Annotated in this window: 20 protein-coding genes; 12 read left to right on the forward strand and 8 right to left on the reverse strand. The window is 69.9% G+C overall.

Features of this window, described 5'->3' with window-relative positions; all coding sequences use genetic code 11:
• The first annotated feature begins 407 nt into the window (after window positions 1–407).
• Genes AB0M56_RS05605 through AB0M56_RS05650 form a run of 10 tightly spaced genes read left to right on the forward strand, consistent with a single transcriptional unit; the run spans window position 408 to window position 10747 of the window.
• Window positions 408–1643 carry a class I SAM-dependent methyltransferase gene (locus tag AB0M56_RS05605; RefSeq protein WP_364171400.1) on the forward strand — a complete coding sequence of 412 codons (1236 nt, stop codon included), beginning with the start codon at window positions 408–410 and terminating at the stop codon, window positions 1641–1643.
• Window positions 1640–2428, forward strand: a complete 789-nt coding sequence (locus tag AB0M56_RS05610; protein WP_364171402.1) for a glucose-1-phosphate cytidylyltransferase — start codon at window positions 1640–1642, stop codon at window positions 2426–2428. Before AB0M56_RS05605 ends, AB0M56_RS05610 begins: the two co-directional genes overlap by 4 nt.
• Window positions 2425–3072 (forward strand): PIG-L family deacetylase, encoded by a 648-nt coding sequence (locus AB0M56_RS05615; RefSeq protein ID WP_364171404.1) that lies wholly within the window; start codon window positions 2425–2427, stop codon window positions 3070–3072. The genes AB0M56_RS05610 and AB0M56_RS05615 overlap by 4 nt, the downstream gene beginning before the upstream one ends.
• Before the next feature lie 5 nt (window positions 3073–3077).
• Window positions 3078–4100, forward strand: a complete 1023-nt coding sequence (locus AB0M56_RS05620; RefSeq protein WP_364171406.1) for an NAD(P)-dependent oxidoreductase — start codon at window positions 3078–3080, stop codon at window positions 4098–4100.
• Complete coding sequence (locus tag AB0M56_RS05625; RefSeq protein ID WP_364171407.1) at window positions 4100–5365, forward strand: DUF4910 domain-containing protein; 1266 nt, start codon at window positions 4100–4102, stop codon at window positions 5363–5365. Before AB0M56_RS05620 ends, AB0M56_RS05625 begins: the two co-directional genes overlap by 1 nt.
• Window positions 5366–5407: 42 nt before the next feature.
• On the forward strand, window positions 5408–6754 hold the full coding sequence (locus tag AB0M56_RS05630) for a hypothetical protein (protein ID WP_364171991.1): 1347 nt from the start codon (window positions 5408–5410) through the stop codon (window positions 6752–6754).
• Window positions 6751–7704, forward strand: a complete 954-nt coding sequence (locus AB0M56_RS05635) for a glycosyltransferase family A protein (protein WP_364171409.1) — start codon at window positions 6751–6753, stop codon at window positions 7702–7704. Before AB0M56_RS05630 ends, AB0M56_RS05635 begins: the two co-directional genes overlap by 4 nt.
• Window positions 7701–8885 carry a polysaccharide pyruvyl transferase family protein gene (locus tag AB0M56_RS05640; RefSeq protein ID WP_364171411.1) on the forward strand — a complete coding sequence of 395 codons (1185 nt, stop codon included), beginning with the start codon at window positions 7701–7703 and terminating at the stop codon, window positions 8883–8885. The genes AB0M56_RS05635 and AB0M56_RS05640 overlap by 4 nt, the downstream gene beginning before the upstream one ends.
• Complete coding sequence (gene rfbC, locus AB0M56_RS05645; RefSeq protein WP_364171413.1) at window positions 8882–9424, forward strand: dTDP-4-dehydrorhamnose 3,5-epimerase; 543 nt, start codon at window positions 8882–8884, stop codon at window positions 9422–9424. The genes AB0M56_RS05640 and rfbC overlap by 4 nt, the downstream gene beginning before the upstream one ends.
• A gap of 12 nt (window positions 9425–9436) precedes the next feature.
• Window positions 9437–10747, forward strand: coding sequence for a glutamate-1-semialdehyde 2,1-aminomutase (locus AB0M56_RS05650; RefSeq protein WP_364171415.1), 1311 nt, complete (start codon window positions 9437–9439; stop codon window positions 10745–10747).
• 1 nt (window position 10748) lies between these two features.
• Here AB0M56_RS05650 and AB0M56_RS05655 read toward each other — a convergent pair whose 3' ends face one another.
• On the reverse strand, window positions 10749–11450 hold the full coding sequence (locus tag AB0M56_RS05655; protein WP_364171417.1) for a class I SAM-dependent methyltransferase: 702 nt from the start codon (window positions 11448–11450) through the stop codon (window positions 10749–10751).
• 107 nt (window positions 11451–11557) lie between these two features.
• Here AB0M56_RS05655 and AB0M56_RS05660 point away from each other — a divergent pair, with 107 nt between their 5' ends.
• Together AB0M56_RS05660 and AB0M56_RS05665 are read left to right on the forward strand one after the other, a co-directional pair.
• A complete protein-coding gene (locus tag AB0M56_RS05660; RefSeq protein WP_364171419.1) occupies window positions 11558–11692 on the forward strand; it encodes a hypothetical protein in 135 nt (44 codons plus the stop codon).
• Window positions 11693–11833: 141 nt separating this feature from the next.
• Entirely contained in the window at window positions 11834–13279 is a 1446-nt protein-coding gene (locus tag AB0M56_RS05665; RefSeq protein WP_364171421.1) for a right-handed parallel beta-helix repeat-containing protein, read from the forward strand.
• 329 nt (window positions 13280–13608) lie between these two features.
• Here AB0M56_RS05665 and AB0M56_RS05670 read toward each other — a convergent pair whose 3' ends face one another.
• From AB0M56_RS05670 to asnB, 7 genes are all read right to left on the reverse strand, one after another.
• Window positions 13609–14250 (reverse strand): phosphatase PAP2 family protein, encoded by a 642-nt coding sequence (locus tag AB0M56_RS05670; RefSeq protein WP_364171422.1) that lies wholly within the window; start codon window positions 14248–14250, stop codon window positions 13609–13611.
• 143 nt (window positions 14251–14393) lie between these two features.
• Entirely contained in the window at window positions 14394–15587 is a 1194-nt protein-coding gene (locus tag AB0M56_RS05675; protein WP_364171424.1) for a glycosyltransferase family 4 protein, read from the reverse strand.
• Window positions 15584–16828 (reverse strand): O-antigen ligase family protein, encoded by a 1245-nt coding sequence (locus tag AB0M56_RS05680; protein WP_364171426.1) that lies wholly within the window; start codon window positions 16826–16828, stop codon window positions 15584–15586. Before AB0M56_RS05680 ends, AB0M56_RS05675 begins: the two co-directional genes overlap by 4 nt.
• 2 nt (window positions 16829–16830) lie before the next feature.
• The gene (locus AB0M56_RS05685) at window positions 16831–18354 is read right to left on the reverse strand and encodes a right-handed parallel beta-helix repeat-containing protein (protein ID WP_364171428.1); all 1524 of its coding nucleotides are present in this window, start codon (window positions 18352–18354) and stop codon (window positions 16831–16833) included.
• A gap of 18 nt (window positions 18355–18372) precedes the next feature.
• Window positions 18373–20286, reverse strand: coding sequence for an alginate lyase family protein (locus tag AB0M56_RS05690; RefSeq protein WP_364171430.1), 1914 nt, complete (start codon window positions 20284–20286; stop codon window positions 18373–18375).
• Window positions 20286–22466: a bi-domain-containing oxidoreductase gene (locus AB0M56_RS05695; RefSeq protein WP_364171432.1), complete on the reverse strand. Its 2181-nt coding sequence runs from the start codon at window positions 22464–22466 to the stop codon at window positions 20286–20288. The genes AB0M56_RS05690 and AB0M56_RS05695 overlap by 1 nt, the downstream gene beginning before the upstream one ends.
• Before the next feature lie 7 nt (window positions 22467–22473).
• Window positions 22474–24399 carry an asparagine synthase (glutamine-hydrolyzing) gene (asnB, locus tag AB0M56_RS05700; RefSeq protein WP_364171434.1) on the reverse strand — a complete coding sequence of 642 codons (1926 nt, stop codon included), beginning with the start codon at window positions 24397–24399 and terminating at the stop codon, window positions 22474–22476.
• Window positions 24400–24401 lie beyond the last annotated feature (2 nt).

Genomic DNA, 24401 nt, shown 5'->3' on the forward strand with positions numbered 1-24401 from the left:
CCCGCGGCCCTCCCCCTCCGGCCCCACCCTCCCCGCGCCGGTCCGGCGCCCCCCCCCCCCCCCCACAAACCGCTCAGTCCAGAAGTCGGCGCGATCTCGCGTGGTGGTTCAGAAGTGCTGGTGACCTAGACCACCCGTGCGACACAGCAACAGCCCCGCGCCGGGGTGCGGGAAAAACCCACGCACCCCGGCGCGGTGTTTACTCTCCGCACACGCCGCCGGGCAAGGTAAAGACCACGCCAATCCCCCGCTCCCACCAGGAGAACAAGCCGGGAAAAGCGCTGCGAAGCGCGCCGAGCACATCTCATTCGGAAAACGGTGGTCCGCCCCTCACACGCTCGCTGTAACGACCCCCCGCTGGTCATCGACGTGTCTAGCACGCAAGCCGCGAGCCGAGGAGCCCGTTGATGACCACATGCCGACTCTGCGGTTCGACAGCTCTGGTGAGTGTCGTCGATCTCGGAGCGACCCCGCCGTGTGAGCGGTTCCTGACCGCGGAACAGCTGGTCGAGCCCGAGAACACGTACCCGCTGCACTTGCAGGTCTGCACGGAGTGCTGGCTGGCGCAGATCCCCCCGCTGATCACTCCCGAGGACACGTTCACCGACTACGCGTACTTCTCGTCGTACTCGACCTCGTGGGTCGAGCACGCGAAAACCTACGTCACCGAATCGGCCGAACGGCTCGGGCTGGGGCCTGGCTCGTTCGTGGTCGAGGTGGCGAGCAACGACGGTTACCTGCTGCAGCACGTCGTCGAGCGGGGCATCCGGTGCCTGGGCATCGAGCCGTCGGTGAACGTCGGGCAGGCGGCGCGCGACAAGGGCGTGCCGACGAAGACGGCGTTCCTCAGTCCCGAGACGGGGCGCGACGTGCGTGAGGAACACGGGCCGGCGGACCTCGTCGCGGCGAACAACGTGTACGCGCACATCCCCGACATCATCGGCTTCACCCACGGCCTGCGCGCCCTGGTGGCCGACGACGGCTGGGTCAGCATCGAGGTGCAGCACCTGCTCACGCTGATCAGCGAGAACCAGTACGACACGATCTACCACGAGCACTTCCAGTACTACACCGTGGAATCCGCGCGCCGGGCGCTCGCGGTCGGCGGACTGTCCGTTGTGGACGTCGAGCTGCTGCCGACGCACGGTGGCTCGATCCGCCTGTGGGCGCGGCCCCTGGAAGTCGCCGGCGAGCCGAGCGCGCGGATGGTCGACGTGCTGGAGCGCGAGAAGGCCGCGGGCCTGCACGAGCTGTCGGGCTACACCGAGTTCGCCGAGCGCGTCACGCGCGTGCGCCTCGACCTGCTGGAATTCCTGGTCAAGGCGGCCAAGGAGGGCAAGACCGTGGTGGGCTACGGCGCACCCGGCAAGGGCAACACGCTGCTGAACCACTGCGGCATCCGACCTGACGTGCTCGCCTACACCGTCGACCGCAACCCGTACAAGCACGGCCGGTACACCCCGGGCACGCGCGTGCCGATCCTCGAACCCGAGCGGATCGCGGCCGACAAGCCCGACTACGTCCTCGTCCTTCCCTGGAACCTCAGGAAGGAACTCACCGAACAACTGTCCTATGTAGACGACTGGGGCGGGCGGCTCGTGTTCCCGATCCCCCGTCTCGAGATCGTCGAGGTGAAGCAGTGAAGGTAGTCCTGTTCTGCGGTGGCTACGGCATGCGGATGCGCAACGGAGACGCCTCCGACGTGCCCAAGCCGATGGCCATGGTCGGCCCGAGACCGCTGATCTGGCACGTGATGCGCTACTACGCGCACTTCGGTCACACCGAGTTCGTGCTGTGCCTGGGCTACGGCGCCCACCACATCAAGGAGTTCTTCCTCAACTACAAGGAGACGACGTCCAACGACTTCGTGCTCCGCGACGGCAAGCCGGAACTCCTGAGCACTGATATCTCCGACTGGACCATCTCCTTCGTGCAGACCGGCATCGAGTCGCCGATCGGCGAACGCCTGCGCCGCGTGCGCGAGTACCTCGACGGCGACGAGATGTTCCTCGCCAACTACGCCGACGTACTCACCGACGCGCCGCTGGACAAGATGGTCGAGCGCTTCGAGCAGACCGACGCCGGCGCGTCGATGATGGTCGTGCCGCCGCAGTCGTCGTTCCACTGCGTGGAGATGGACGAGGGCGGGCTCATCGGCGCGATCACGCCGGTCAGCGACATGCCGCTGTGGGAGAACGGCGGGTACTTCGTGCTGCGCCAGGAGATCTTCGACCACATCCCGGAAAACGGCGACCTCGTCGCCGACGGCTGCGGCGAGCTCGCCAAGCGCGGCCGGCTGCTGGCCTACCCGTACCGCGGGTTCTGGAAGCCGACCGACACCGTGAAGGAACGCTTCGCGCTCGACGAGGGCTACACCCGCGGCGACCGGCCGTGGGCGCTGTGGGAACGGGACCGGGTGCACGCGTGATCAAGCTCGGCGCGGAAAAGCTCGACAGTGTCGTGGTGCTGGGTGCGCACTGCGACGACATCGCCATCGGCGCCGGCGGGACGCTGCTCACGATCTGCGAGCAGCGGCCCGGCATCCGCGTCGACGCGCTGGTGCTGTCGGGCGGCGGCACCGAACGCGAGGCCGAGGAACGGGCCGCGCTCGCCGCGTTCTGCCCGGGTGCGGACCTCGACGTCACGGTGCTGAAGCTCCCCGACGGCCGCCTCCCGGCACACTGGGACGAGGCCAAGAACGCGCTGGAAGAGCTCAAGCAGCGCACCGACCCGGACGTGGTCTTCGCACCGCGCATCCTCGACGCGCACCAGGACCACCGCGGCCTCGCGCAGCTGGTGCCCACGGTCTACCGCGGATACCTGGCGCTGGGCTACGAGATCGTGAAGTGGGACGGCGACCTCGGCCGGCTGGCGGCCTACGTCCCGCTCGCGGACGAGCTGGCCGAGCAGAAGGTGCGGCTGCTGCAGGAGCACTACGCCTCCCAGCGGCACCGCCCCTGGTACGACCGCGAGGCCTTCCTGGGCCTCGCCCGCATCCGCGGCATCGAGTGCCAGCAGCGGTACGCGGAAGCGTTCGAAGTGAACAAATTCGTTCTCGATCTGAGGGGCTGACTGACATGCGGGTGTTGCTGACCGGGCACACGGGATACCTCGGCACGGTGATGGCGCCGGTGCTCACCGAAGCCGGGCACGACGTCGTCGGCCTCGACTCGGGGCTCTTCGCGAGCTGCCTGCTGGGCCCGGCGCCGAAGGACCTGCCGACGATCAACGTGGACCTGCGTGACGTGCGGCCCGAACACCTCGAGGGCTTCGACGCGGTGATCCACCTGGCCGCACTGTCGAACGACCCGCTGGGCTCGCTCGCGCCGGAGCTCACCTACGACATCAACCACCACGCGTCGGTCCGGCTCGCCCAGCTGGCCAAGGACGCCGGCGTCGGCCGGTACCTCTACGCGTCCACCTGCTCGGTCTACGGCGCCTCGGGCGGCGGCGGCCTGGTCGACGAGGACGCGCCGCTGCGGCCGGTCACGCCGTACGCGGAGTCGAAGGTGCGCGTGGAGGACGAGGTTTCGAAGCTCGCGGACGTCGACTTCACTCCGGTGTACATGCGCAACGCGACTGCGTTCGGCTTCTCGCCGCGGCTGCGCGCCGACATCGTGCTCAACAACCTCGTCGGCCACGCCTACCTCTCGGGCGAGGTGCTCGTGCTGTCCGACGGCACGCCGTGGCGGCCGCTGGTCCACGCGCGTGACATCGCCCGCGCCTTCACCGCCGCGCTCGACGCGCCGCGCGAGGCCGTGCACAACAAGGCGTTCAACATCGGCACCGAGCGCAACAACGTGACGGTGGCGGAGATCGCGCAGGAGGTCGTGGAGGCCGTGCCGGGCTCCAAGCTGCGGATCACCGGCGAGGCCGGCGCCGACCCGCGCTCGTACCGCGTGGACTTCTCGCGCTTCCGCGAGGCGATCCCGGGCTTCGAGTGCGAGTGGGGTGTGAAGGACGGCGCGCTGCAGCTGATCGACGCCTACCGGGCCTACGAGCTCACCAAGCAGCAGTTCGAGCGTCGCTTCACGCGGCTCAACTGGCTGTCCGACCGCCAGGCCGAGGGGGCCGTCGACGACACGCTGCGGCAGCGCTGATGCTCACGGGGGGCGAGATGCACGCGCTGGTGGAGCGGCTGTACCCGCTCTGCCGCAGCATCACGGGGGACGGCGTCCGGCAGACGCTGGCGATCGTCGGTGAGCACCTGGACCTGCGGGTGCACGAGGTGCCCACCGGCACGCAGGTGCTGGACTGGACCGTGCCGCAGGAGTGGAACATCCGCGACGCGTACGTCGCGGATGCCTCCGGCCGGCGCGTGATCGACTTCCGCGAGTCGAACCTGCACGTGGTCGGTTACAGCGTGCCGGTGGACGAGACGATGAGCCTCGCCGAGCTGCGCGGGCGCCTGCACACGCTGCCCGAAAGCCCCTCCTGGGTCCCCTACCGCACCAGCTACTACTCGCCCACCTGGGGTTTCTGCGTCGCGCAGGACGTGCTCGACGCGTTGCCCGAGGGCGATTACCAGGTGAAGATCGACTCGACGCTGGCCGACGGCTCGCTCACCTACGGCGAGCACGTCGTGCCCGGCGAGGTGAGTGACGAGGTGATCGTGTCGTGCCACGTCTGCCACCCGTCGCTGGCCAACGACAACCTCGCGGGCATCGCGGTGGCCGTGTCGCTGGCGCAGGAGCTCGCCGTCGAGAAGCCGCACTTCACGTACCGCTTCCTGTTCATGCCGGGCACGATCGGCGCGATCACGTGGCTCGCGCGAAACACCGAGCACGTCGACCGCGTGAAGCACGGCGTGGTGCTCGCCTGCGCCGGCGACCGCGGCTCGCTCACGTACAAGCGCAGCCGCCGCGGTGACGCGGACATCGACCGCGTGATGGCGCACGTGCTCAAGGACAAGCCGCACGAGATCCGCGAGTTCTCGCCCTACGGCTACGACGAGCGGCAGTTCTGTTCCCCCGGCTTCAACCTCGGCGTCGGATCCCTGACGCGCACGCCGTACGCGGGCTACCCGGAGTACCACACGTCGGCCGACAACCCGGCCTTCGTTTCGCCGGAGGCCATGGAGGACACGCTCGACACGCTGCAGACGGCGTTCTCCGTGCTGGAGCGCAACCGCCGTTACGTGAACCTCAGCCCGTACGGCGAACCGCAGCTCGGCAAGCGCGGGCTGTACGACTCGCTCGGCGGCCGCAGCGACGCCAAGGAAGCGCAGCTGGCGATGCTCTGGGTGCTGTCCTACTCCGACGGCGAGCACAGCCTCCTCGACATCGCCGAACGCGCGGGCCTGCCGTTCGGCGCCGTGGCCACCGCGGCCCAGGCCTTGCAGGTCGCCGGCCTGCTCAAGGAGTGAGGCCGAGTGCCTCCGATCCTGCGTTCGCGGGCCGTCCGCGCCATGGCGGGGCGGCTGAGCTGGGGCCTGGGCGACCAGGCCGTGTCGAGCCTGACCAACTTCGTGGTGGGCCTCTACGTCGCGCGGTCTCTGGGCGCGGCGGCGTTCGGCCTGTTCAGCATCGCGTGGGTCACCTACGGCGTGATCCTCAACGTCTCACGCGGCCTGGCCACCGACCCGCTGATGGTGCGGTTCTCCGGTGTCGCCAGGTCGCGCTGGCGCGAGGCGCTCGGCCAGGCCGTGGGCACGGCGCTGCTCGTGGGTGTCGCGAGCGGGATCGTGAGTGTCCTTTTCGGACTTCTCGTGGGCGGTTCGCTCGGCGGCGCCTTCGTGGCGCTCGGTGTGGTGCTGCCGTTCCTGCTGGTGCAGGACTCGTGGCGGTTCGGGTTCTTCGCCGCGGGCACCGGGCAGAAGGCGTTCGTGAACGACGGGATCCAGGCCGTGGCGCTGTTCCCGGCGCTGGTGATCGGTGCGCGGTACGGCACCGTGGTCGCGTTCCTGCTGGCCTGGGGCTGTTCGGCCGGCGTCGCGGCGGCGTTCGGGTGGGTGCAGACGAGCGTGCTGCCGCGGCTGGGCGGGGTGCGCTCGTGGCTGCGCGACCACCGCGAGCTGGGCGTGCGCTACCTGCTGGAAAACGTGAGCAACAGCGGATCTTCGCAGCTGCGTGCCTATGGGCTGGGCGCGGTCGCCGGCCTCGCCGCGGTCGGCACGGTGCGCGGCGCGGAGCAGCTGCTCGGGCCGTTCCTCGCGTTGCTGATGGGGCTTTCGCTGGTCACTGTGGCGGAGGGCGCGCGCGTACTGCAGCGCTCGCCGCACCGGCTGTGGCACTTCTGCGTGGTCCTCGGCGGGGTACAGGCCGCGGCCGCGCTGGCGTGGGGCCTCGGGTTGCTGCTGCTCATCCCGGCCGAGGCCGGCCGGTTCGTGCTCGGTTCACTGTGGGACACCTCGTCGCTGCTGATCCTGCCGGTCACGTTCGCCGTGGTCGGCGCGAGCTTCACGACGGGCGCGACGGCGGGTCTGCGGGCGCTGGGCACGGCGAAGCGCAGCCTCCGTTCGCAGCTGATCGCTTCGGTGTTCTACGTCGTGTTCGGCCTGATCGGCGCCGCTCTGGGCGGTGCGGCCGGGTCGGAGTGGGGCGTCGCGATCGCGACGATCACCGGTTCGGCCGTGTGGTGGTGGCAGCTGCGGATCGCGCTGCGCGACCACTTCGCCATCACTGAGAACGTGCCCACCACGCCGGCGCCGCGCACCGGCGAGCATTCCCTCGAGTTCCACCCGGTGTCGGGTTCGTTCAGCCATGAAGAGCTTCATTCGGCGTCAGACGGAATGACAGAAATGAGAACGGGATGAGCACGGTTCCCCGGCTGACCATCGGTCTGCCCGTGTACAACGGCGAGGAGTTCCTGGGCGAGGCGCTCGACGCGTTGCTCGGTCAGACGTACGAGGACTTCGAACTGGTCATCTCCGACAACGCGTCGGCCGACGGCACCGAGGAGATCTGCCGCCAGTACGCGCAGAAGGACTCACGCATCCGCTACGTGCGCCAGGCCCGCAACATCGGCGCGACGCCGAACCACAACGTGCTGCTCGACATGGCGCGCGGCGAGCTGTTCAAGTGGGCCTCGCACGACGACCTCTACGGGCGCGAACTGCTGGCCAAGTGCATCGCGGTGCTCGACGAGCGGCCCGAGGTCATCGTGGCCCACTCGCACCAGGCGATCATCGACGAGAACGGCGCGGTGACCGTGCCGCTCGACTACGTGCACAAGACCGACGCGCCCCGGCCGTCGACGCGGTTCAAGAGCCTGCTGTTCGAACCCGGCGGCGACGACTTCTACGGCGTGATGCGCACCGACGTGCTGCGCCGCGTCACGCCGATGGACAGCTACCACCACGCCGACCGCACCTACGTGGCCGAGCTGGCGCTGCACGGGCCGTTCCACCAGGTGCCGGAGCTGCTGTACTTCCGCCGCGACCACCCGGACCGCGCCGAACGCGCCAACCCGAGCAAGCGCTCGCGGTGCGCGAACCTCGATCCCAAGCGCGGGAATCCGGTCACGAACCCGACGGCGCGGCTGCTGGCCGAGTACGTGTGGGGTTACGTGCACGGCATCCGCACGGCGCCGCTGTCTTCGCGCGAACGCCGCGCGTGCTACCTCGCGCTGGCCGAGTGGTTCACGAGCCGGGCGCGCCCGGGCGGCGGCGGGGAGCGAGTCGAGGACCGCGCACCGGTGGCGGCCGACGAGCTGTCGATGACCGTCGACCTCGTGGTGGCCGGGCGCGAACGGCGGGTTTCGTGACCACACGCGTCGGTGTGTTCGGGCTCCTGGGCTCGGGCAACCTCGGCAACGACGGATCGCTGGAAGCCGTGCTCGGTTTCTTGCGCGTGGAACACCCGGACGCCGCGGTGACGGCGTTCTGCGGCGGGCCGGACATCGTGCAGACTCGTTACGGCGTGCCCGCGGTTCGGCTGAACTGGTACTCCGACGAGTACCGCACGGCGGCCGGCGTGCGCGCGATCGCCACGAAGGCGCTGGGCAAGCTCGTCGACGTGGTGCGCACGGCGCTCTGGGTGCGCCGCCAGAACGTGGTGATCGTGCCGGGCATGGGTGTGCTGGAGGCGACGCTCCCGTTGCGGCCGTGGGGTTTCCCCTACGCGTTGTTCCTGCTTTCGCTGCTAGGGCGGCTGTTCGGCACGAAGGTGGCGCTGGTCAGCGTGGGCGCGGACCGGATCACCATGCCGGCCACGCGGTTCCTGGTGCGGCAGGCGGCGCAGCTCGCCGCGTACCGGTCCTACCGCGACGAGCTGTCGCGTTCGGCCATGGCGGGCATGGGCGTGCGGACCGCGGGTGACGGCGTGTACCCGGACCTGGCGTTCGCGTTGCCGACGCCGGTCGCGGACGAAGATCCCCGGGCCGTGGGGGTCGGGGTGATGGCCTACTACGGCGGCAACGAGGACCGGGCGCGGGGCGAGGAGATCTACCGGTCCTATGTGGACTCCCTGACGGAGTTCGTGCGGTACCTCGTGGCCGACCGGCGGCCGGTGCGGCTGTTCATCGGCGACCGGGCCGACCTCGCGGTGGTGAACGAGATCGTGGCCGCGCTGGACTCGCCGCTGGTCACGGCCGAGCCGCCGGGGTCGCTGGGTGAGCTGATGACCGCGATGGCCGGCGTGGGCACGGTCGTGGCCACGCGGTACCACAACGTGTTGTGTGCGCTGAAGGCCGGGAAACCGACCGTCGCGATCGGCTACGCGAAGAAGAACGACGTGCTGATGGCGGAAATGGGCCTCGGCGAGTTCTGCCAGGAAGCGCGGTCGGTGGACGTGCCGCGGCTGATCGCGCAGTTCGAGGAGCTGGAAAGCCGTGCCTCGGAACTGAAAGCGACGCTGAACGAGCGCAACGAGGACAACAAGCAACGTCTGAAATCCCAGTTCGCCGTGTTGTCGTCCACGCTGTTCCCCGTTTCGGAGGCCCGATGAAAGCCATTCCCGTGCCGGCGATCTCCGGCCTGATCCTGTTCCAGCCGACGCCGCACCGCGACGAGCGCGGGTTCTTCTCGCGCACGTTCGACGCGGACGTCGCGCGGTCCGTCGGCATCGATCCGGACGCGTTCGTGCAGGACAGCGTGTCGCGGTCCGTTCGCGGCGTGGTGCGGGCGATGCACCTGCGCTCGGGCGACGGCGAGGCGAAGCTGGTGCGGTGCTCGTTCGGCGAGGTGTTCGACGTGGTCGTGGACCTGCGACCGGAGTCGCCGACTTTCCGGGCGATGGAAACATTTCGGCTTTCCGGGGACACCCAGGTGAGCATTTACATCCCGGCCGGGTGCGCGCACGGGTTTCAAGCACTTTCCGATATCGCTGATGTCTCGTATCGCATCGATCGCGTGCACAATCCGGACGAAGACGTCAGTATCGCCTATAACGACCCCGAACTCGCCATCCCGTGGCCGCTGCCGCCCACGCTGATGTCCGAACGCGACAAGACCGCGCCCTCGCTGGCTGAGGCGCTGCAGACCTAGAAGGTGACCACAATGGACCTGCCCCGCTCCCGTGCCGCGAACGAGCGGCTGCACCGGGTGATCCCCGGCGGCGCGCACACCTACGCCAAGGGTGAGGACCAGTACCCCGAGCACCTCGCGCCCGTGATCTCCCACGGCCGCGGCGCGCACGTGTGGGACGTCGACGGCAACGAGTACGTGGAGTACGGCTCGGGCCTGCGATCGGTGAGCCTCGGGCACGCCCATCCGCGCGTGACCGAGGCCGTGCGCCGCGAGATCGAGCGGGGCAGCAACTTCGCGCGTCCGTCCATTGTGGAAGCCGAGGCCGCGGAGCGGTTCCTCGAGAACGTGCCGACCGCGGACATGGTCAAGTTCACCAAGAACGGCTCCGACGCGACGACGGCCGCCTTGCGGCTCGCGCGCGCCGTGACAGGCCGGCCGCTGGTCGCGTTGTGCGCCGACCACGCGTTCTTCTCCACCGACGACTGGTTCATCGGCACCACGGCCATGGCCGCGGGCATCCCGGGTGAGATCACGGACCTGACGGTGCGGTTCCCGTACGGCGACCTCGCGGCGACCGAGGCCCTGCTGCAGCAGCACGACGGGCAGGTCGCGTGCCTGATCCTCGAAGCGGCGACGCAGCAGGACCCGCCGTCGGGGTACCTCGCGGGTCTGCGCGACCTCGCCCACCGCTACGGCGCGCTGCTGGTCTTCGACGAGATGATCACCGGCTTCCGCTTCTCCGAGCACGGCGCGCAGGGGCTGTTCGGCGTCACGCCGGACCTCTCGACGTTCGGCAAGGCGCTCGGCAACGGCTTCGCCGTGTCGGCCCTGGCCGGCAAGCGCGAGTTCATGGAACTCGGCGGCCTGCGCGACCCGCGCGACCGCGTGTTCCTCCTGTCCACGACCCACGGCGCCGAGACGCACTCGCTCGCCGCGGCGATGGCCGTGATGGACACCTACGAGGCCGAGGACGTCACCGCCCGGCTGCACGCGCTGGGCGCGCGGCTGGCCGCCGGTGTGCGCGAGGTAACCGCGTCGCACGACGTGGCCGACCACGTGGTGGTGCGCGGCCGCGACAGCAACCTGGTCTTCGGCACGCTCGACGCGTCCGGAGCGCCGTCTCAGGACTACCGCACGCTGTTCCTGCGCCAGCTCGTGACGGGCGGCGTGCTGGGCCCGTCCTTCGTGGTCAGCGCCGCCCTGACGGACGCGGACATCGACCACACCGTCGAGGTCGTGGCCGGGGCGTGCGTGGTCTACCGCAAGGCATTGGACGCGGGCGACCCCTCGCCGTGGCTGGGCGGGCGGCCGGTGAAGCCGGTGTTCCGGCGCAAGGCCTGAGCTACTTCACCAGCACCAGGTAGGCGAAGCCCAACACACCCCGGTAGGCGGTGACGTACTCGCGTTCGCGGGTGTCGAGCCACTCGCGTGTCTCGGCGGCGCGCGCGTCGGCGGGGTTTGCGAGCAGCCAACGAAGCCGGCCGGCGCGGGAGGTGGACTCGAAGTCGTCCCACTCGCGCTCGTCGGCGGTGCTCAGGTGGAGCACGCGCCAGCCCGTGTCGCGGCAGGCTTCGAGGAGGTCGGGTAGCGGGAGGACGTCGTCGCCGAAGATTTCGTGGGCGGCGGGCGTCGGGTCGGCTGACCAGCAGCCGTCGCCGTAGAGCAGGTGGTCGGTGACGCCGGCGAGGGCGGCCAGGGCCTGGCGGGTGCCGCCGAAGGCGTGGGACGCGCCGATGCAGAGCGCGCGGTCGGCGCGGCCCCGCCAGGCGGCGGCGTCCTGCTCGACGAACTCGACCTGGGCGCCGCGTTCCTTCGCCGCGCGGCGGCCGCGTTCGATCGCCACCTCGTCGGTGTCCACGGCGATGCCGCGCGCGGCCGTGCCGTCGACCGCGCGGATCAGCAGCTCACCCCACCCCGCGCCGAGGTCTACGACGGTGCCGTCGGTGACGTCGAGGCGGTCGAGCAGCAAGGCGGCGTGGGTTTCGTCGAGCGGGGCGTTCCAGCGCATCGCGGAGCGGCGGGAGAGCGTGAAGTCGTCGGGCACGGGCGACAGCCTCGCTGCCGGGCCTACGGGTGTCACCTGGTTTTCCGCGGCCGGAGTGATCGGCATCTCGGTTGAACGTGACGTGAACCGCAGGGGTTTCTGGCACCGTGTCTCATTCGGCGCGGCGCGACCTCGACGGCAACGCCGGGCTGTTCCAGCGCCACGCGATGTTCAACTCCTACGGCGCGGAGTCGGTGCAGCACCACCAGGCTCAGAACCCGGGCAAGACGAACCTCCAATGATCAGTCCACTTCGGAAATGATCCACCAATTGCGCAACTTCGCCGAAATGTGTTGTCCGGCAAGGGGAATTCACCCGTCAGGGCGCTTGGCGGCCCCCATCAGGGAAGTTACGCGGGCGCGGAAGGCTCGTAGCGTTGAGCCATGGGTAGAACCTTGGCCGTCGTCGTGGGACTGGTGCTGCTGGCGAGCGGCCTGACCGAGTCCGCGGCCTCGGCCGATACCGCGGCCGTGTGCGGCAAGGCAGTCACTGCGTACGGCTCGGCGCCCAACGGGGCCGTGGTGGTGGAGCCGGGGCACGACCTGGGCGCGTTGACGCAGGCGAACCCGGCGGGCACTACGTTCTGGCTCAAGTCCGGCACGCACACACTCGGCACCGACGCGTACGGCCAGGTCCAGCCCAAGGACGGCGACACCTACCTCGGCGCGCCGGGCGCGGTCCTGGATGGACAGACGGTGAACCAGGCGGCGTTCACCGGGCAGGCCAAGGACGTGACGATCCGCGGCCTCACCGTGCGGGGCTTCGCCGCGCCGCAGGACCAGGGTGTGGTGAACCACGACTCGGGCACGCACTGGGTCATGGAGGACAGCACCGTCGAGGACAACCGCGGCGCCGCGCTGATGGCGGGCGACCGGCAAGAAGTCCGGCGCAGCTGCCTGAAGGACAACGGCCAGTACGGCATGAACGCCTACCGCTCCGGAGACGGCATCACCGGGCTCGTGCTGGAGGGCAACGAGATCACCGGCAACAACACCGACGACTGGGAGACCAAGTCGCCGGGCTGCGGTTGCAGCGGCGGCGTGAAGTTCTGGGCCGTGAACGGCGCCGACATCACCGGCAACTGGGTGCACGGCAACCACGGCCCCGGCTTGTGGGCCGACACCAACGACAACGACTTCCTCGTGCAGGACAACGTGATCGAGGACAACGACGCCGAGGCGCTGTTCTACGAGATCAGCCACAACCTCACCGTCAGCGACAACGTGTTCCGCCGCAACGGCCTCGTCGCCGGCCGCGCCCGCGCCGCCAAGGGCGACAACTTCCCCGTCGCCACGATCTACCTCTCCGAGTCCGGCGGCGAACCCCGCCTGGGCGCGCGCACGCACCAGATCGACATCGGCGGCAACACCTTCGAGGACAACTGGGGCGGCGTCGCCCTGTGGGAGAACGCCGACCGCTTCTGCAACAGCCCGGCCAACACGTCCACGGGCTACTGCACGCCGTTCGCCACCAAGGCCCAGTGCAGCGCGCCGGGCATCACGCAGAAGCCGTTGTACGACGACTGCCGCTGGAAAACGCAGAACGTGACGGTGCACGACAACACGTTCACCTTCGACCCGGCACACCTGGGCTGCACGCAGTTCTGCGGCCGCATGGCGGTGCTGTCCAACTACGGCAGCTACCCCGACTGGTCCCCGTACAAGGGCGACGTGGTGCAGCAGGCCATCACCTTCGGCCAGAACAACCACTTCAGCGACAACACGTACTCGGGGCCGTGGATGTTCGTCGCCCACGACACCAGCCGGGTGCTGACGCCGCAGCAGTGGCAGGCGGGACCGTACGGGCAGGATCAGGGCAGCAAGTTCTAGCGCACCCACCCACCACCGCAACCTCCCCGCCACCGCACCCACCCGCCACCGCAACCTCCCTGCCAACGCCCTCCAGCTGCGCCCCCACCCACCCACCAACGCAACAGACCCACCAACGCCAGCCAGCACCCAGCCCCCTCCCTGCACCCCGATCCGAAGCTCACCTACGGCCGCCGAGCGGTTGTCAAGGCACGCTTTCCCGCCTTGACAACCGCTCAGCGGCCGTCAGCACAATCCAGCTTCGGGGTGCTCCCCCAAACAAACGCCGCCCTGCGAGGACCTCAAACCTCACTCCGCCCTGCGAGATCCAAAACCCCGAGACCGACCAGCTACAGCCGCGCGGAGATGCGATCGACGGCCAACGCCGTCGCCGGGATGATCACGAGGGCCGCCGCGAAGCCGCCGATGGTGTCGGTCGGGTAGTGCGCGCCGAGGCCGACTTCGGCCCAGGCCATGAGCAGCGCCGCGGCCAGCGCGAGCACGGCGGTGACGGCGAGCGCGGCCGGGCGGCTCAGGCGGTCGGCCAGGAGGAAGGCGCCGATGAGGGCCAGCGCCGTCGCGAAGGCCGTGTGGCCGCTCGGGTACGAGAGGAAGTGGCCGTGGATGACGCGGCCGGTGATGGGCTTCAGCAGTGAGGTCACGGCGACCGTGAGCCCGCAGCCGACCAGAATGAGCACAGCGGTGCGCGGCCGCCTGGCCAGCAGGACGCCGCCGGTGAAGAGCACGATCACGATCGCAGAGCCCACCGGCTCGCCCACGAAGTCCACGGCGGTGGCGACGTACCACCACGGGTCGGGCAGCAGGTCCGGGCCGGGCAGGAGCAGCGTGTCGAACGCGGTGGGCTGGGACTCCCCGGCGAACAGGACCGCCAGCACCACCAGCACGACCAACCCGAGACCGGCCGCGACCAACACCGGCGTCCGCACGGACACCGGCAACGCGGGCGGCGCCGCGCGGACGGCGGATCTCATCGAGCGGAGCCGATCAGCGCAGATCTCGCCGGCGCGGAGAGCGTGGGAGTGGGGAAGCGGGAGGTCTGCATGGAGGCGAGCGCCCTTTCAGCCGCGGTGCCCGTCCGTGCGGGACCTCTGATCGGACCGTACGGTTTCGGTCGTCACCTTGGTGTCAAGCGGTAGGCGGCGATGGCGGCCTCGTAGCCCTCGACCAACCGCCGGAAACCCACGGCCGGCGTGAAGTCCTCGTCGTAGCGCTGGCGGGCTGCCTCGCCCATCTTGCGGTTGCGTTCGGGATCGGCGAGGGCGTCGCGGAGGGCGTCGGCCAAGGCCGAGGCGGAACCCGGCGCATGCAGCACGCCCGTGACTCCGTCGGAGACCAGCTCCGTGAACGCGCCGTGCGAGGGCGCGATGGTGGGCACGCCGGCGGCCATGGCCTCGACCACGACGAGGCCGAACGCCTCCAGCCACGCCGAAGGCGCGACCACCGCGGCCGCCGAGGCGGTCAGTTTCTGGCAAGCCGCCTTGTCCTGCAGCCCGACGTACGAGACGTCCGTGCGCGAAGCGGCCCAAGCAGCGACATCCTCCGAAAGCGGCCCGGTGCCCGCGATCACCAGCGGCAAGCCGAGCGAACCACCGAGCCGGTCCCAAGCCGCCATCAGCAGCGGCACGCCCTTCTCCTCCGTCAGCCGCCCGAGGAACAGCACGTGGGAACCCTCGCCCACCCGCCGAACGCCCGGATCGGTCACGAAGTTGTGCTTCACCGTCATCTTCGAAGCCGGCATCCCGGCGTCCACGAGCAACCGCCGCTGGGCATCGGAGATGCAGAAGAAGCGAGTCACGTCAGAACGCCACCGTGAGCGGTTCAGTAGCAGGTTCGCGGCCATCGGCACCGTCGCCGCGGGCGAACCCCGGTAACACCCGTGCCGAACCGCGGGAACGGGCGCGCCACCCACGCAGTCGGTGCAGATCCGGCCGTCGCGGTAGAGCGTGCCCGGCGGGCAGACCATGCCGTAGTTGTGCAGCGTCGCCACCACCGGCACCCGCGCGTCCGCGCACGCAGCCAGCACCGACGGCGACAGGAGCGGGAACGTGTTGTGAACGTGCACCACATCCGGCCGCTCGACCTGCAACCGAGCCGTCAGCTCAGCCCGCGCCGAACGGTTCCACGGCACTCGCACCGGCACCAAAGCCTTGCGGGGCAATGACATGGCAGCGATGTCGTCGCTCTGCCGCTCGAACAACGAAACCCGAACGCCGCCGGCAGCCAGCAAAGCCGTCTCGGCGTCGACCACGTTGTTCTCGCCGCTCGGCTGCTCCGAGCGGTAGCGGTTGTGGACCACGAGCACCTTCATGCGGGCTGCCCCTTCGGAATGAACTCTTCGTCGGGAGCGGTCCGCACCGTGCCCTGGGCCAGCAGCGACGCGGCCAGCGCCAGGTGCAGCAGGTACGGCGACGCGTCACCGAGCCCGGCCTCGGTGTAGGACGCGGAAATGCAGTACGTGATCAGGAAGATCGCGCACGCGCGCGCCAGCGACGGCGGCCGCAGCACCGCCACGGCGACCAGCACCAGCAGGAACGCCGCGACGATCGCGATGCCAGTGAACCCCTGCTCGTGGTAGACGGCGAGCCAACTGTTGTCGATCGGCAGGCCGTCGTAGGACTTGTCGGTGAGGCCCACGCCGAAGATGTACTCGTTGACCGTGCGCGGCGCGGCCAGCAGCGCGTCCCACACTTTCGCGCGGCCGGTGAGGCTGGAGAAGTTCTCCTCGCTCTGCCCGCGCAGGAACCACGCCTGCAACAGCCCGCCGAGCACCACCACGGAGAAGCCCGCCACCAGTACGAACGTGGTGAACACCTTGCGCGCGCGGGCGTTCGTCATGGCCAGCGACAGCAGCGCGACCACGAGCCCGGCCACGAGACCGAGCGTCGCCGTGCGCGTGTGCGAGAGCAGGAGCAGCCCGAGCGAGGGCACGATCACGATCAACGCGCTGGTCATCGTCGTGCGCTTGCCCAGCCACAGCAGCGCCGCCAGGCCCGCGATCACCGCCGCGTACTGCCCGACCTGCGGCGGCGTGAGCGGCCAGATCGCGCCCGCGAGCCGGCCGCCGTAGCTGTCCGGCATGGCCTTGCCCGGCGCGATGACGAGCCCGATCGCCACCGACACCAGCACGGCGCTGAACATCTTGATGTGGTGGCGCACGAACGTGAACGATCCGTTCCACCACCGCGTGAGCAGCCACAGCGTCGCGAGGAACACCCCGAACCGGAAGCACCGGAACAGCGACCCGAACCCGGCTTCCAGGTGCAGGCTCGCGACGGTGCTCGTGACCAGCAGCAGCGTGAGCAGCAACAGGTACGCGCTCGGCCGGATCTTCAGCCGCGGGTTCAGCGCCAGCGCGATCACGAACGCGGTCATCAGCGCGCCCATGGTCACGAGCTGGCTCACCGCGCGCGGCAGCGGGATCACGGTCTCGGCGCCGGTCGAGCCGAGCGTGTTGAGGATCAGCAGCGCCCACGCGGCCCCGACGAGCTTCGGGGTGCGCTCGCCGGTCTCCGCCGGTGTCGGTCGCCGGATGTCGGCCAGTACCGCCATGGTCACCCTCCCCCGCCGCGCTCGTACGTCGTGCGCGCGTCCTGGTTGTAGGGCGTGCCCTCCCACTCGCCGATGCCGAGGACGTGGCTCATGTCGGTGGCGATGAAGGTCCACGGGCCGGTGTACGCGTTGTCGTGCCAGCTGTTGCCCTGTTTGAAGGTGATCGCGTTTTGCACCACGTCACCCTTGTACGGCGACCAGTCCGGGTAGGTGCCGAAGTTCGACAGCAGTCCCATGCGCCCGCACGTCTCCTCGCAGCCGATCGCCGAGGGCTGCAGCGTGAAGCGGTTGTTGTGGATGTCCACGCGCTGGGTTTTCCAGCGGCAGTCGTCGTAGAGCGGCTTCTGCGCGATCGCCGGCGCGGCGCACTTGGCGGTGTCGGGCTGGAGTTTCGTGCAGACGCCGCTGGAGGTGTTGGCGGGGCTGTTGCAGAAGCGGTCGGCGTTCTCCCACAGGGTGATGCCGTTCCAGTTGTTCTCGAACACGTTGCCGTAGATCTCGAGCTTCGACGTGCGGGCCTTCACCCGGGGTTCGCCGCCGGACTCGGAGATGTAGATCGTCGCGGTCGGGAACGAGTCGCCGCGGTCGGCGTAGTCGCGGCCGTCGACGAGGTTGTTGCGCCGGATGGTGTTGTTGCGGATCACGGCGTTGTAGCTGGTCTCGTAGATGATCGCCGCGCTGTCGTTGTTCTCGATGAGGTTGCCCTCGATGAGGAAGTCGTTGTCGTTCGTGTCGGCCCACAGGCCGGTGCCGCGGTTGTCGTGCACCCAGTTGCCGATCACGTCCGCGCCGTTCACGGACCAGAACTTGATGCCGCCGGTGCAGCCGCAGCCGTCGATCTTCTTCTCCCAGTCACCGGTGTTGTTGCCGGTGATCTCGTTGCCGCGCACCACCAGCCCGGTGATGTCGTCGTCGGCGGAGAACGCGTTCATGCCGTACTGGCCGTTGCGGCGCAGGCAGTTGTCGAGCACCTGCTGCTTGTTGCCGGCCATCAGGGCCGCGCCGTCGTTGTCCTGCAGAGTGGTGTGCTGGATGACCCAGCCATCGCCGGAATCGTGGTTCACCACGCCTTCGTCACGCGGGGCGACGAAGCTCTGCACGGTGAGGTTGGTGATCTTCACGTTCTTCGCGTGGCCGGTGAAGGCGTACTGGTTGATCTTGCGCCCGTCGAGCACCGCGCCCGGCCCGCCGACGAACACATCGCCGTCCTTGGGCTGGACCTGGTCGAACCGGTCGTCGCCGAGGTGGTGGCTGCCCGGCGCGAGCCAGAACGTGGTGCCGGCCGGGGCGTCGCGGACCTTCGCGGCGAAGTCGTCGGTCACCGCCACGGCCGCCGCACCCGCGGGTGCGGTGGCGGGTCCGGGCGGCGTCTTGTCGCACACCGCCGCCACCGGCCCGGACGGCGCCGCCGAGGTCGCCGCGGCCTGGCTCGACGCGGCGTCCTCGTCGGGCGCGCTCGTGCACCCGGCTACGACGAGCGGGCACAGCAGACCCAGGAACAGCACAAGCCTGCTGGTCGATCGCACCGGGTGGATCCTCTCGATCTATTGAAAACTCAACGTGGTGGTCAAGGGTTCGGCGGCCGTACCAGTGCCGATCAGTGTGGTCGACGGTTCGCGCCGGCCGAAGCCGGCGGAGTACCAGCCGAGCGGCGGGCTCGTCTCGCCGCGGTGCGCGGTCCAGGTCAACGTCGGCGGCAGCGCCAACGTTGCCGTGTGGCCGGGCCAGCTCAGCAGCGCGGTGCTGTCGTCGAGGGTCACCTCGACGCGCGGGCCGAGGTGGAAGGCCAGCTTCGCCGGCAGCATCAGGTCGCCGTCGACCTCGTCGAGGATCGTCAGCGTCCGGTCCTCCAGCTCCACGCAGCGGCGGTGCACGGCCGGTGCGTAGCCGTCGTGCTCGGCGCGCCAGCGCACCGGGCCGACTGCGAGCGTGCGGGTCTGCGCGTGCCGGGTCCACAGGAACGGCCCGCCGGACGCCGAGGAGTCGGTGTCGCCGAGCTGCAGCGTGTTGTGGCCGAGCGTCGAGCGGAAGTAGGAGCGCCACTCGGGTTCGCCGTGGTAGCAGTAGGTGCCCGGGTCGGCGAGGATGTCGACGCCCTCGTGGCGGACCTCCAGTGCCAGCGCGTCCGCGTGGGCGTGGGCGGCGATGGCGAGGAAGCCGTGGGGGCCGCCGTCGCAGCGGACCCAGATCTCCGGCTCGGCGGTGCTCTCGGCCGGGGTGCGCAGGATCGTCATGCCGGCGTCGAAGAGGTCGTCCATCCGCCGAGGGGGTCGCGGATCGGTGAGCTCGGGGACACCGCCGAGCGAAGCGAACAGAGAGGTCCGGACGGTGTTCCTGAGACCGTCCGGCACCTTCGGCCACCACTCCTGCCGGCCGAACAACGCGTCGCCGGTCGCGAGCAGCGAAGCCCAGCGGCTGGTGCCGGTGCCGTCGACAATCAGGCCGTAGCCGTCGTCGGCATCGCCCTGGCGCGGTGGCCGCAGTTCGGCGTCCACAATGGACGCCAGCGCGTCGCACATCCGGCGCAGCACGAGCCAGGTGGACGTCGGCACCAGCGGGCCGGCTTCCAGCGCGGCCGCGAGCCCCAGCTCCAGCACCAGGCCGTGGTACTCCGTGGCCAGCTCGCGGTTGAGCCCGGAGGCGAACGTGTTGGCCTGTAGCTGCGTGTCCAGCGACTTCAGTGCCGCGTCACGCCAGGCGGGTGACTCGGGGAACCAGTCGAACGCGCACGCGGCGGCGAGCTGCCCGGCGTCCTCGGCGATCACGTGGTTGTTGGCCGAGGAACCACGGCTCGGGAACGCCGCCAGCCAGCGCTGGTGATGCCAGATCTGGTGCAGCGCCTCGGGATTGTCCTCGAACAGGCCGGACGCGCCCGTCCAGCCGTCGAGCAGCCGGCGCACCCAGACCCACGACAGCAGGCGGATGCCGAGCTCGATGCCGCTCACCCAGTGCACGCCGCGCATCGGCGGGTTGGCCGCCCACCAGGACTTCAGGTGGTCGGCCACACGGTGGGCGTAGCGGTCTTCGCCAGTCAGCGCGTACGCGGCGGCCAGCACGGTGAGGTGCTGGTGGCGCGAGGGCTCCCAGATCTGCTTGATGTCGCCGACCGCGTCTTCGCTGCGGTAGGCGATGTCGAACGAGTACGCGTCGGCGGGCGCGTGCCGGCCGGTCTTCGGGTCGAACGACCAGTCCGGTGTCACGAGGTCAGCGCGCTCCACCCCGAAGTACTCGGCGTGGCCGTCCATCAGCCGCTCGGCCGTGGCCAGCAATTCGGCGCGTGCCTCGGCCGACACGTCCTCGATGCCCGCCGGCCGCTCGAACGCGCGGTGCGACAGCCACGTGGCCTTCTGCTTCGCGACCCCACGCCACTGCTGCTTGCGCAGCACGTCGGTGGCGCGCCCGGCGACCTCGGCTGGGCTCATCGCCGAGAGTCTTCGCAGGTACCAGGCGGGATCCATCAGCCGAGCACCTCCTTCGGCTCCAGCCGCACCGGCGCGCCGGTCTCGAGGCTGCGGTTCACGGCGAGCGTGGCCAGCGTCGTGTTCACCAGCGACTCGACGCCGATCGGCATCGCGACACCGGTGGTCAGCGCGGTCACGAACGCCTCGATCTCGGCCTTCTGGCCCTTGTCGCGGCCCTTCGGGATCCGCGAGCTGGCCCAGCGCTTCTTCCCGTACACGCTGGCGCGGGCGAAGTCGTCGAACTTCAGCACCTTGCCGTCGGCCAGCACCTCCAGCGTCTCCTTCTGGAACGAAGTGGAGCCGCTGGTCACGTAGCTGATGGCCGCGGTCGAGCCGTCGGCGTAGCGCAGCAGCACCTGCAGGTCGTCGTTGCCCGGGGTCGCGGTGGCGTAGACCGAGATCGGGTCGCTGCCGAGGAACCAGCTCACCGTGTCGATGAAGTGCCCGCCCTCGCCGACGAACCGGGAGCCCTCGGAGTCGGCCTGGTTGTACCAGCTGTTGGACTCCAGGCGGCCCGCGTTCACGAGGTAGCGCACCGAGGCCGGACCCAGCCGCGGGCCGAACTGCACCCTGGCCTCGTTGAGCAGCGGCGCGAAGCGACGGTTGAAGCCCACCTGCAGCCGGTTGTTGCCCGACTCCTCGATGGCCTCGACGATCCCGCGCAGCTCCTTCTCCGACAGCGCCAGCGGCTTCTCCACGAACACGGCCTTGCCGGCGAGCAGCGCGCGGCGGGTGAGCTCGGCGTGGGAGCTGTGGCGCGTCACCACGAACAGGGTGTCCACCGACTCGTCGGCGAGCAGCGCGTCGAGGTCCGTGGTGGCACGGGCGAAACCGAACTTGCGCTTGGCGTTGGCGCCCGAGAGCGCCGACGTGGTGACCACTTCGGACAGCGCCACGCGGTCCTGTTCCACCAGGTGCGGCAGCAGCATCGACGATGCGTAGTTGCCGGCCCCCACGAACCCGACGCGCAGCCGGCCGCGCGGGGTCGCGCGGGTGCCCGTCTCCGCGGGCAGCGCGACCGACGACACCACCGGGCCCGCTTCGTCCTCGGGGCCGGCCGGATACTGGAACAGCACCGCGACGGCCTTCAGCTCACCGTCCTGCAGCGACTTGTACGTCTCCACGGCCGTCGAGAAATCGGCGGTGTGCGTGATCAGCGGTTCGACGTCGAGCTTGTCGCGCGCGGCCAGGTCGAGGAAGCACTCGATGTTGCGGCGCTCGGTCCAGCGCACGTAACCGATCGGGTAGTCGCGGCCCTCGAGTTCGTACTCCGGGTCGTAGCGGCCCGGTCCGTACGAACGCGAGAAGCGGACGTCGAGCTCCTTCTCGTAGTAGGCGTTCCACGGCAGGTTGAGCGAGATCTTGCCGATGTCGACCACGCGGCCGCGGTCTCGCGCGAGCCGCGCGGCCAGCTCCACCGGGTCGTTCGAGGCGCCGCCCGCGGCGAGGTAGACCTGGTCCACGCCGTGGCCGCCGGACAGCTCCGCGACAGCGTTGTCCACCGTGCCCGAGCCCGGGTGCGCGCAGGTCAGCGCGCCGAGCCGCTCGGCCAGCTCGCACCGCGACGGGTCCGGGTCCACGCCGACGACGCGCACGCCGGAGGCGACCAGCAGCTGCACCACGAGCTGTCCGATCAGGCCGAGCCCGATCACCAGCGCCAGGTCGCCGAGCTGCGGCTCACCGCGGCGCACGCCCTGCATCGCGATCGACCCGACCGTGCCGAACGCCGCGTGCCGCGGTTCGAGGCCGGTGGGCACGCGGGCGTAGAGATTCTTGGGCACCCAGTTGAGCTCGGAGTGCAGCGCGTGCTCGTTGCCCGCGCACGCCACGACGTCGCCCACCGCGACGTCGTCGATCCCGGCACCGACCTCCACGACCACCCCGGACAGCGAATAGCCGAGCGGCGTGTAGGAGTCGAGCTTGCTGGTGACCTTGCGGTAGGTGGCGGCGAGGCCGTTGGTCGCGACGCTCTGCATCACCTTGGCGACCTGGTCCGGCCGCGAACGCGCCTTGCCGATCATCGACATGCTCGCCTCGGACACCTTCATCATCTCGGTGCCGGTCGAGATCAGCGAGTACACCGTGCGCACGAGCACGCCGCCCGGCTTGCAGGCCGGGACGGGGACGTCGAGGAGGGCCATCTCCCCGCTCTTGTAGTTCTGCACTACCTGCTTCACAGCACTCCTAGCTGCTTGAGATCACGGTGGAAGAAGCGGCGCGGTACCAGTACTCGAGGGTCAACACGTGCCAGAGGTGCTTCGCGCGGTCCTGCTGCCCGGCGGCGTCCTCGGCCACGAGCTTCTGCAGGGCCTCCCGTTGCAGGAACCCGGATTCGACGAGCACACCCTCGTTCACGACCTCCCGGACCAGCGGGGCCAGGTCGCGGCTCATCCAGGCCCGCAGCGGGGCGCTGAAGAGACCCTTCGGGCGGTAGACGATCTCCTTCGGCAGGATCGCCAGCGCGGCTTCCTTGAGCGCCGCCTTGCCCTGGCGGCCGACGATCTTCTTGTTTCCCGGCACCCGGAACGCCGCCTTGACCACTTCGACATCGACGAACGGCGTGCGCACCTCGGTGGAGGCGGCCATCGTCGAGCGGTCGGTGTAGGTGAGGTTCAGGCCGGGCAGGAACATCCGCGTGTCGGCCAGGCACATGCGGTTGACGTAGTCGCTCAGCGCCTGGTCGTGGTAGGTGTCCGCGTGTTCGGTGAGCACGTCGTCGACGTCGGTGGCCAGGTCCGGGTTCACGAGGCCGAGCAGCTCGCCGCGGTCGTACATCGTGTAGCTGCGCCGGAACGCCGTCTCCTCCGGCAGCTCCGCGAACGACAGGAACCGCTTGGCGAACCGCACCGTGCGGTAGCCGCGGCTGGCGGACGCGACCGGCAGGCGCTCCACCACGGTCTCGATCGGCTTGCGCACCAGGCCAGGAACGCGTTGGTAGCGCAGGGCGAGCTGGTTCGCGTAGTGCTTGCGGTAGCCGGCGAACATCTCGTCGGCGCCCATCCCGGACAGCATCACCTTCACGCCGGCCTCGCGCGCGGCCGAGCAGATGAGGAACGAGTTGATGGCCGCGGGGTCGCCGATGGGCTCGTCGAGGTGGTAGGTCATGCGCGGCAACAGGTCGAGCACCTGCGGCGCGATCTCGATCTCGTGCAGGTCGACGCCGAACTGCTCGGCGACGATGCGCGCGTACTTCAGGTCGTCCGGCATCGCCTCGAACTTGGCGTCCTCGGCGCGGAAACCGATGGTGTACGCGGAGATCCCGGGCTGCTGACGCGCGGCGAGCGCGGTGAGGTAACTGGAGTCGAGGCCGCCGGAGAGGAACGTGGCGACCGGGACGTCGGAGAGCAGGTGCTTGCTCGTGGAGTCGGCAATCACCTGGTGGAGGTCGACGTCGCCACTGTGTTGACGGCTGTAGGCCTCCCCCTCTTCCGCGACCTGCCGCAGCGACCAGTAGGCGCCGCGCTCGCTCGTGCCGTCCGGGCGGAAGCTCACCCACGTACCGGGCTGCAGCTTCTCGACCTCGCGGTACGCGCAGCGGCTGTCGGGCACCCAGTAGTACAGCAGCGACGCGATGAGCGCCGCTTTGTCGACTTCCAGCGTGCCGCCGAGCTCGGTGGCCAGCGCCTTGAGCTCCGAGGAGAACGCGACGCCACCGTTTCGCCGCACGAAGAACAGCGGCTTGATGCCCAGCTGGTCGCGCACCAGCGTGAGCTCACCGGTGCGTTCGTCGAAGACGCCGAACGCGAACATCCCACGCAGCCGCGGCAGGCAGTCGACGCCCCACTCGCGCCACGCGCGCAGCAGCACCTCGGTGTCGGACGTGCCGCGGAACCGCACGCCCTTGCCCTCCAGCTCCGCGCGCAGCTCCGGGGCGTTGTAGAGCTCGCCGTTGTACGTCAGCGCGAGCCCCTCGGCCACCATCGGCTGCGCGCCCGTCTCGGACAGGTCGACGATCGACAGCCTGCGGTGTCCGAAGTGGACTTCCCCGGCGCCGGCGCGGTGGTCGTAGCGCCCCGAACCGTCCGGCCCTCGGTGCGCGAGGCACTTCGTGAGCCGATCGGTGAGCGGGCCGCCGTCCGGCCAGTGGTAGGCACCTGCGATGCCGCACATGT

The organism is Amycolatopsis sp. NPDC051372, assembly GCF_040682095.1.
GTDB lineage: Bacteria > Actinomycetota > Actinomycetes > Mycobacteriales > Pseudonocardiaceae > Amycolatopsis.

Coding starts and splice junctions, on each gene's coding strand:
- AB0M56_RS05675 (WP_364171424.1), bottom strand. CDS start 15,587: ATGAAGGTGCTCGTGGTCCACAACCGCTACCGCTCGGAGCAGCCGAGC.
- AB0M56_RS05630 (WP_364171991.1), top strand. CDS start 5,408: ATGGCGGGGCGGCTGAGCTGGGGCCTGGGCGACCAGGCCGTGTCGAGC.
- AB0M56_RS05635 (WP_364171409.1), top strand. CDS start 6,751: ATGAGCACGGTTCCCCGGCTGACCATCGGTCTGCCCGTGTACAACGGC.
- AB0M56_RS05650 (WP_364171415.1), top strand. CDS start 9,437: ATGGACCTGCCCCGCTCCCGTGCCGCGAACGAGCGGCTGCACCGGGTG.
- rfbC (WP_364171413.1), top strand. CDS start 8,882: ATGAAAGCCATTCCCGTGCCGGCGATCTCCGGCCTGATCCTGTTCCAG.
- AB0M56_RS05620 (WP_364171406.1), top strand. CDS start 3,078: ATGCGGGTGTTGCTGACCGGGCACACGGGATACCTCGGCACGGTGATG.
- AB0M56_RS05625 (WP_364171407.1), top strand. CDS start 4,100: ATGCTCACGGGGGGCGAGATGCACGCGCTGGTGGAGCGGCTGTACCCG.
- AB0M56_RS05680 (WP_364171426.1), bottom strand. CDS start 16,828: ATGGCGGTACTGGCCGACATCCGGCGACCGACACCGGCGGAGACCGGC.
- AB0M56_RS05665 (WP_364171421.1), top strand. CDS start 11,834: ATGGGTAGAACCTTGGCCGTCGTCGTGGGACTGGTGCTGCTGGCGAGC.
- AB0M56_RS05605 (WP_364171400.1), top strand. CDS start 408: ATGACCACATGCCGACTCTGCGGTTCGACAGCTCTGGTGAGTGTCGTC.
- asnB (WP_364171434.1), bottom strand. CDS start 24,399: ATGTGCGGCATCGCAGGTGCCTACCACTGGCCGGACGGCGGCCCGCTC.
- AB0M56_RS05690 (WP_364171430.1), bottom strand. CDS start 20,286: ATGGATCCCGCCTGGTACCTGCGAAGACTCTCGGCGATGAGCCCAGCC.
- AB0M56_RS05670 (WP_364171422.1), bottom strand. CDS start 14,250: ATGAGATCCGCCGTCCGCGCGGCGCCGCCCGCGTTGCCGGTGTCCGTG.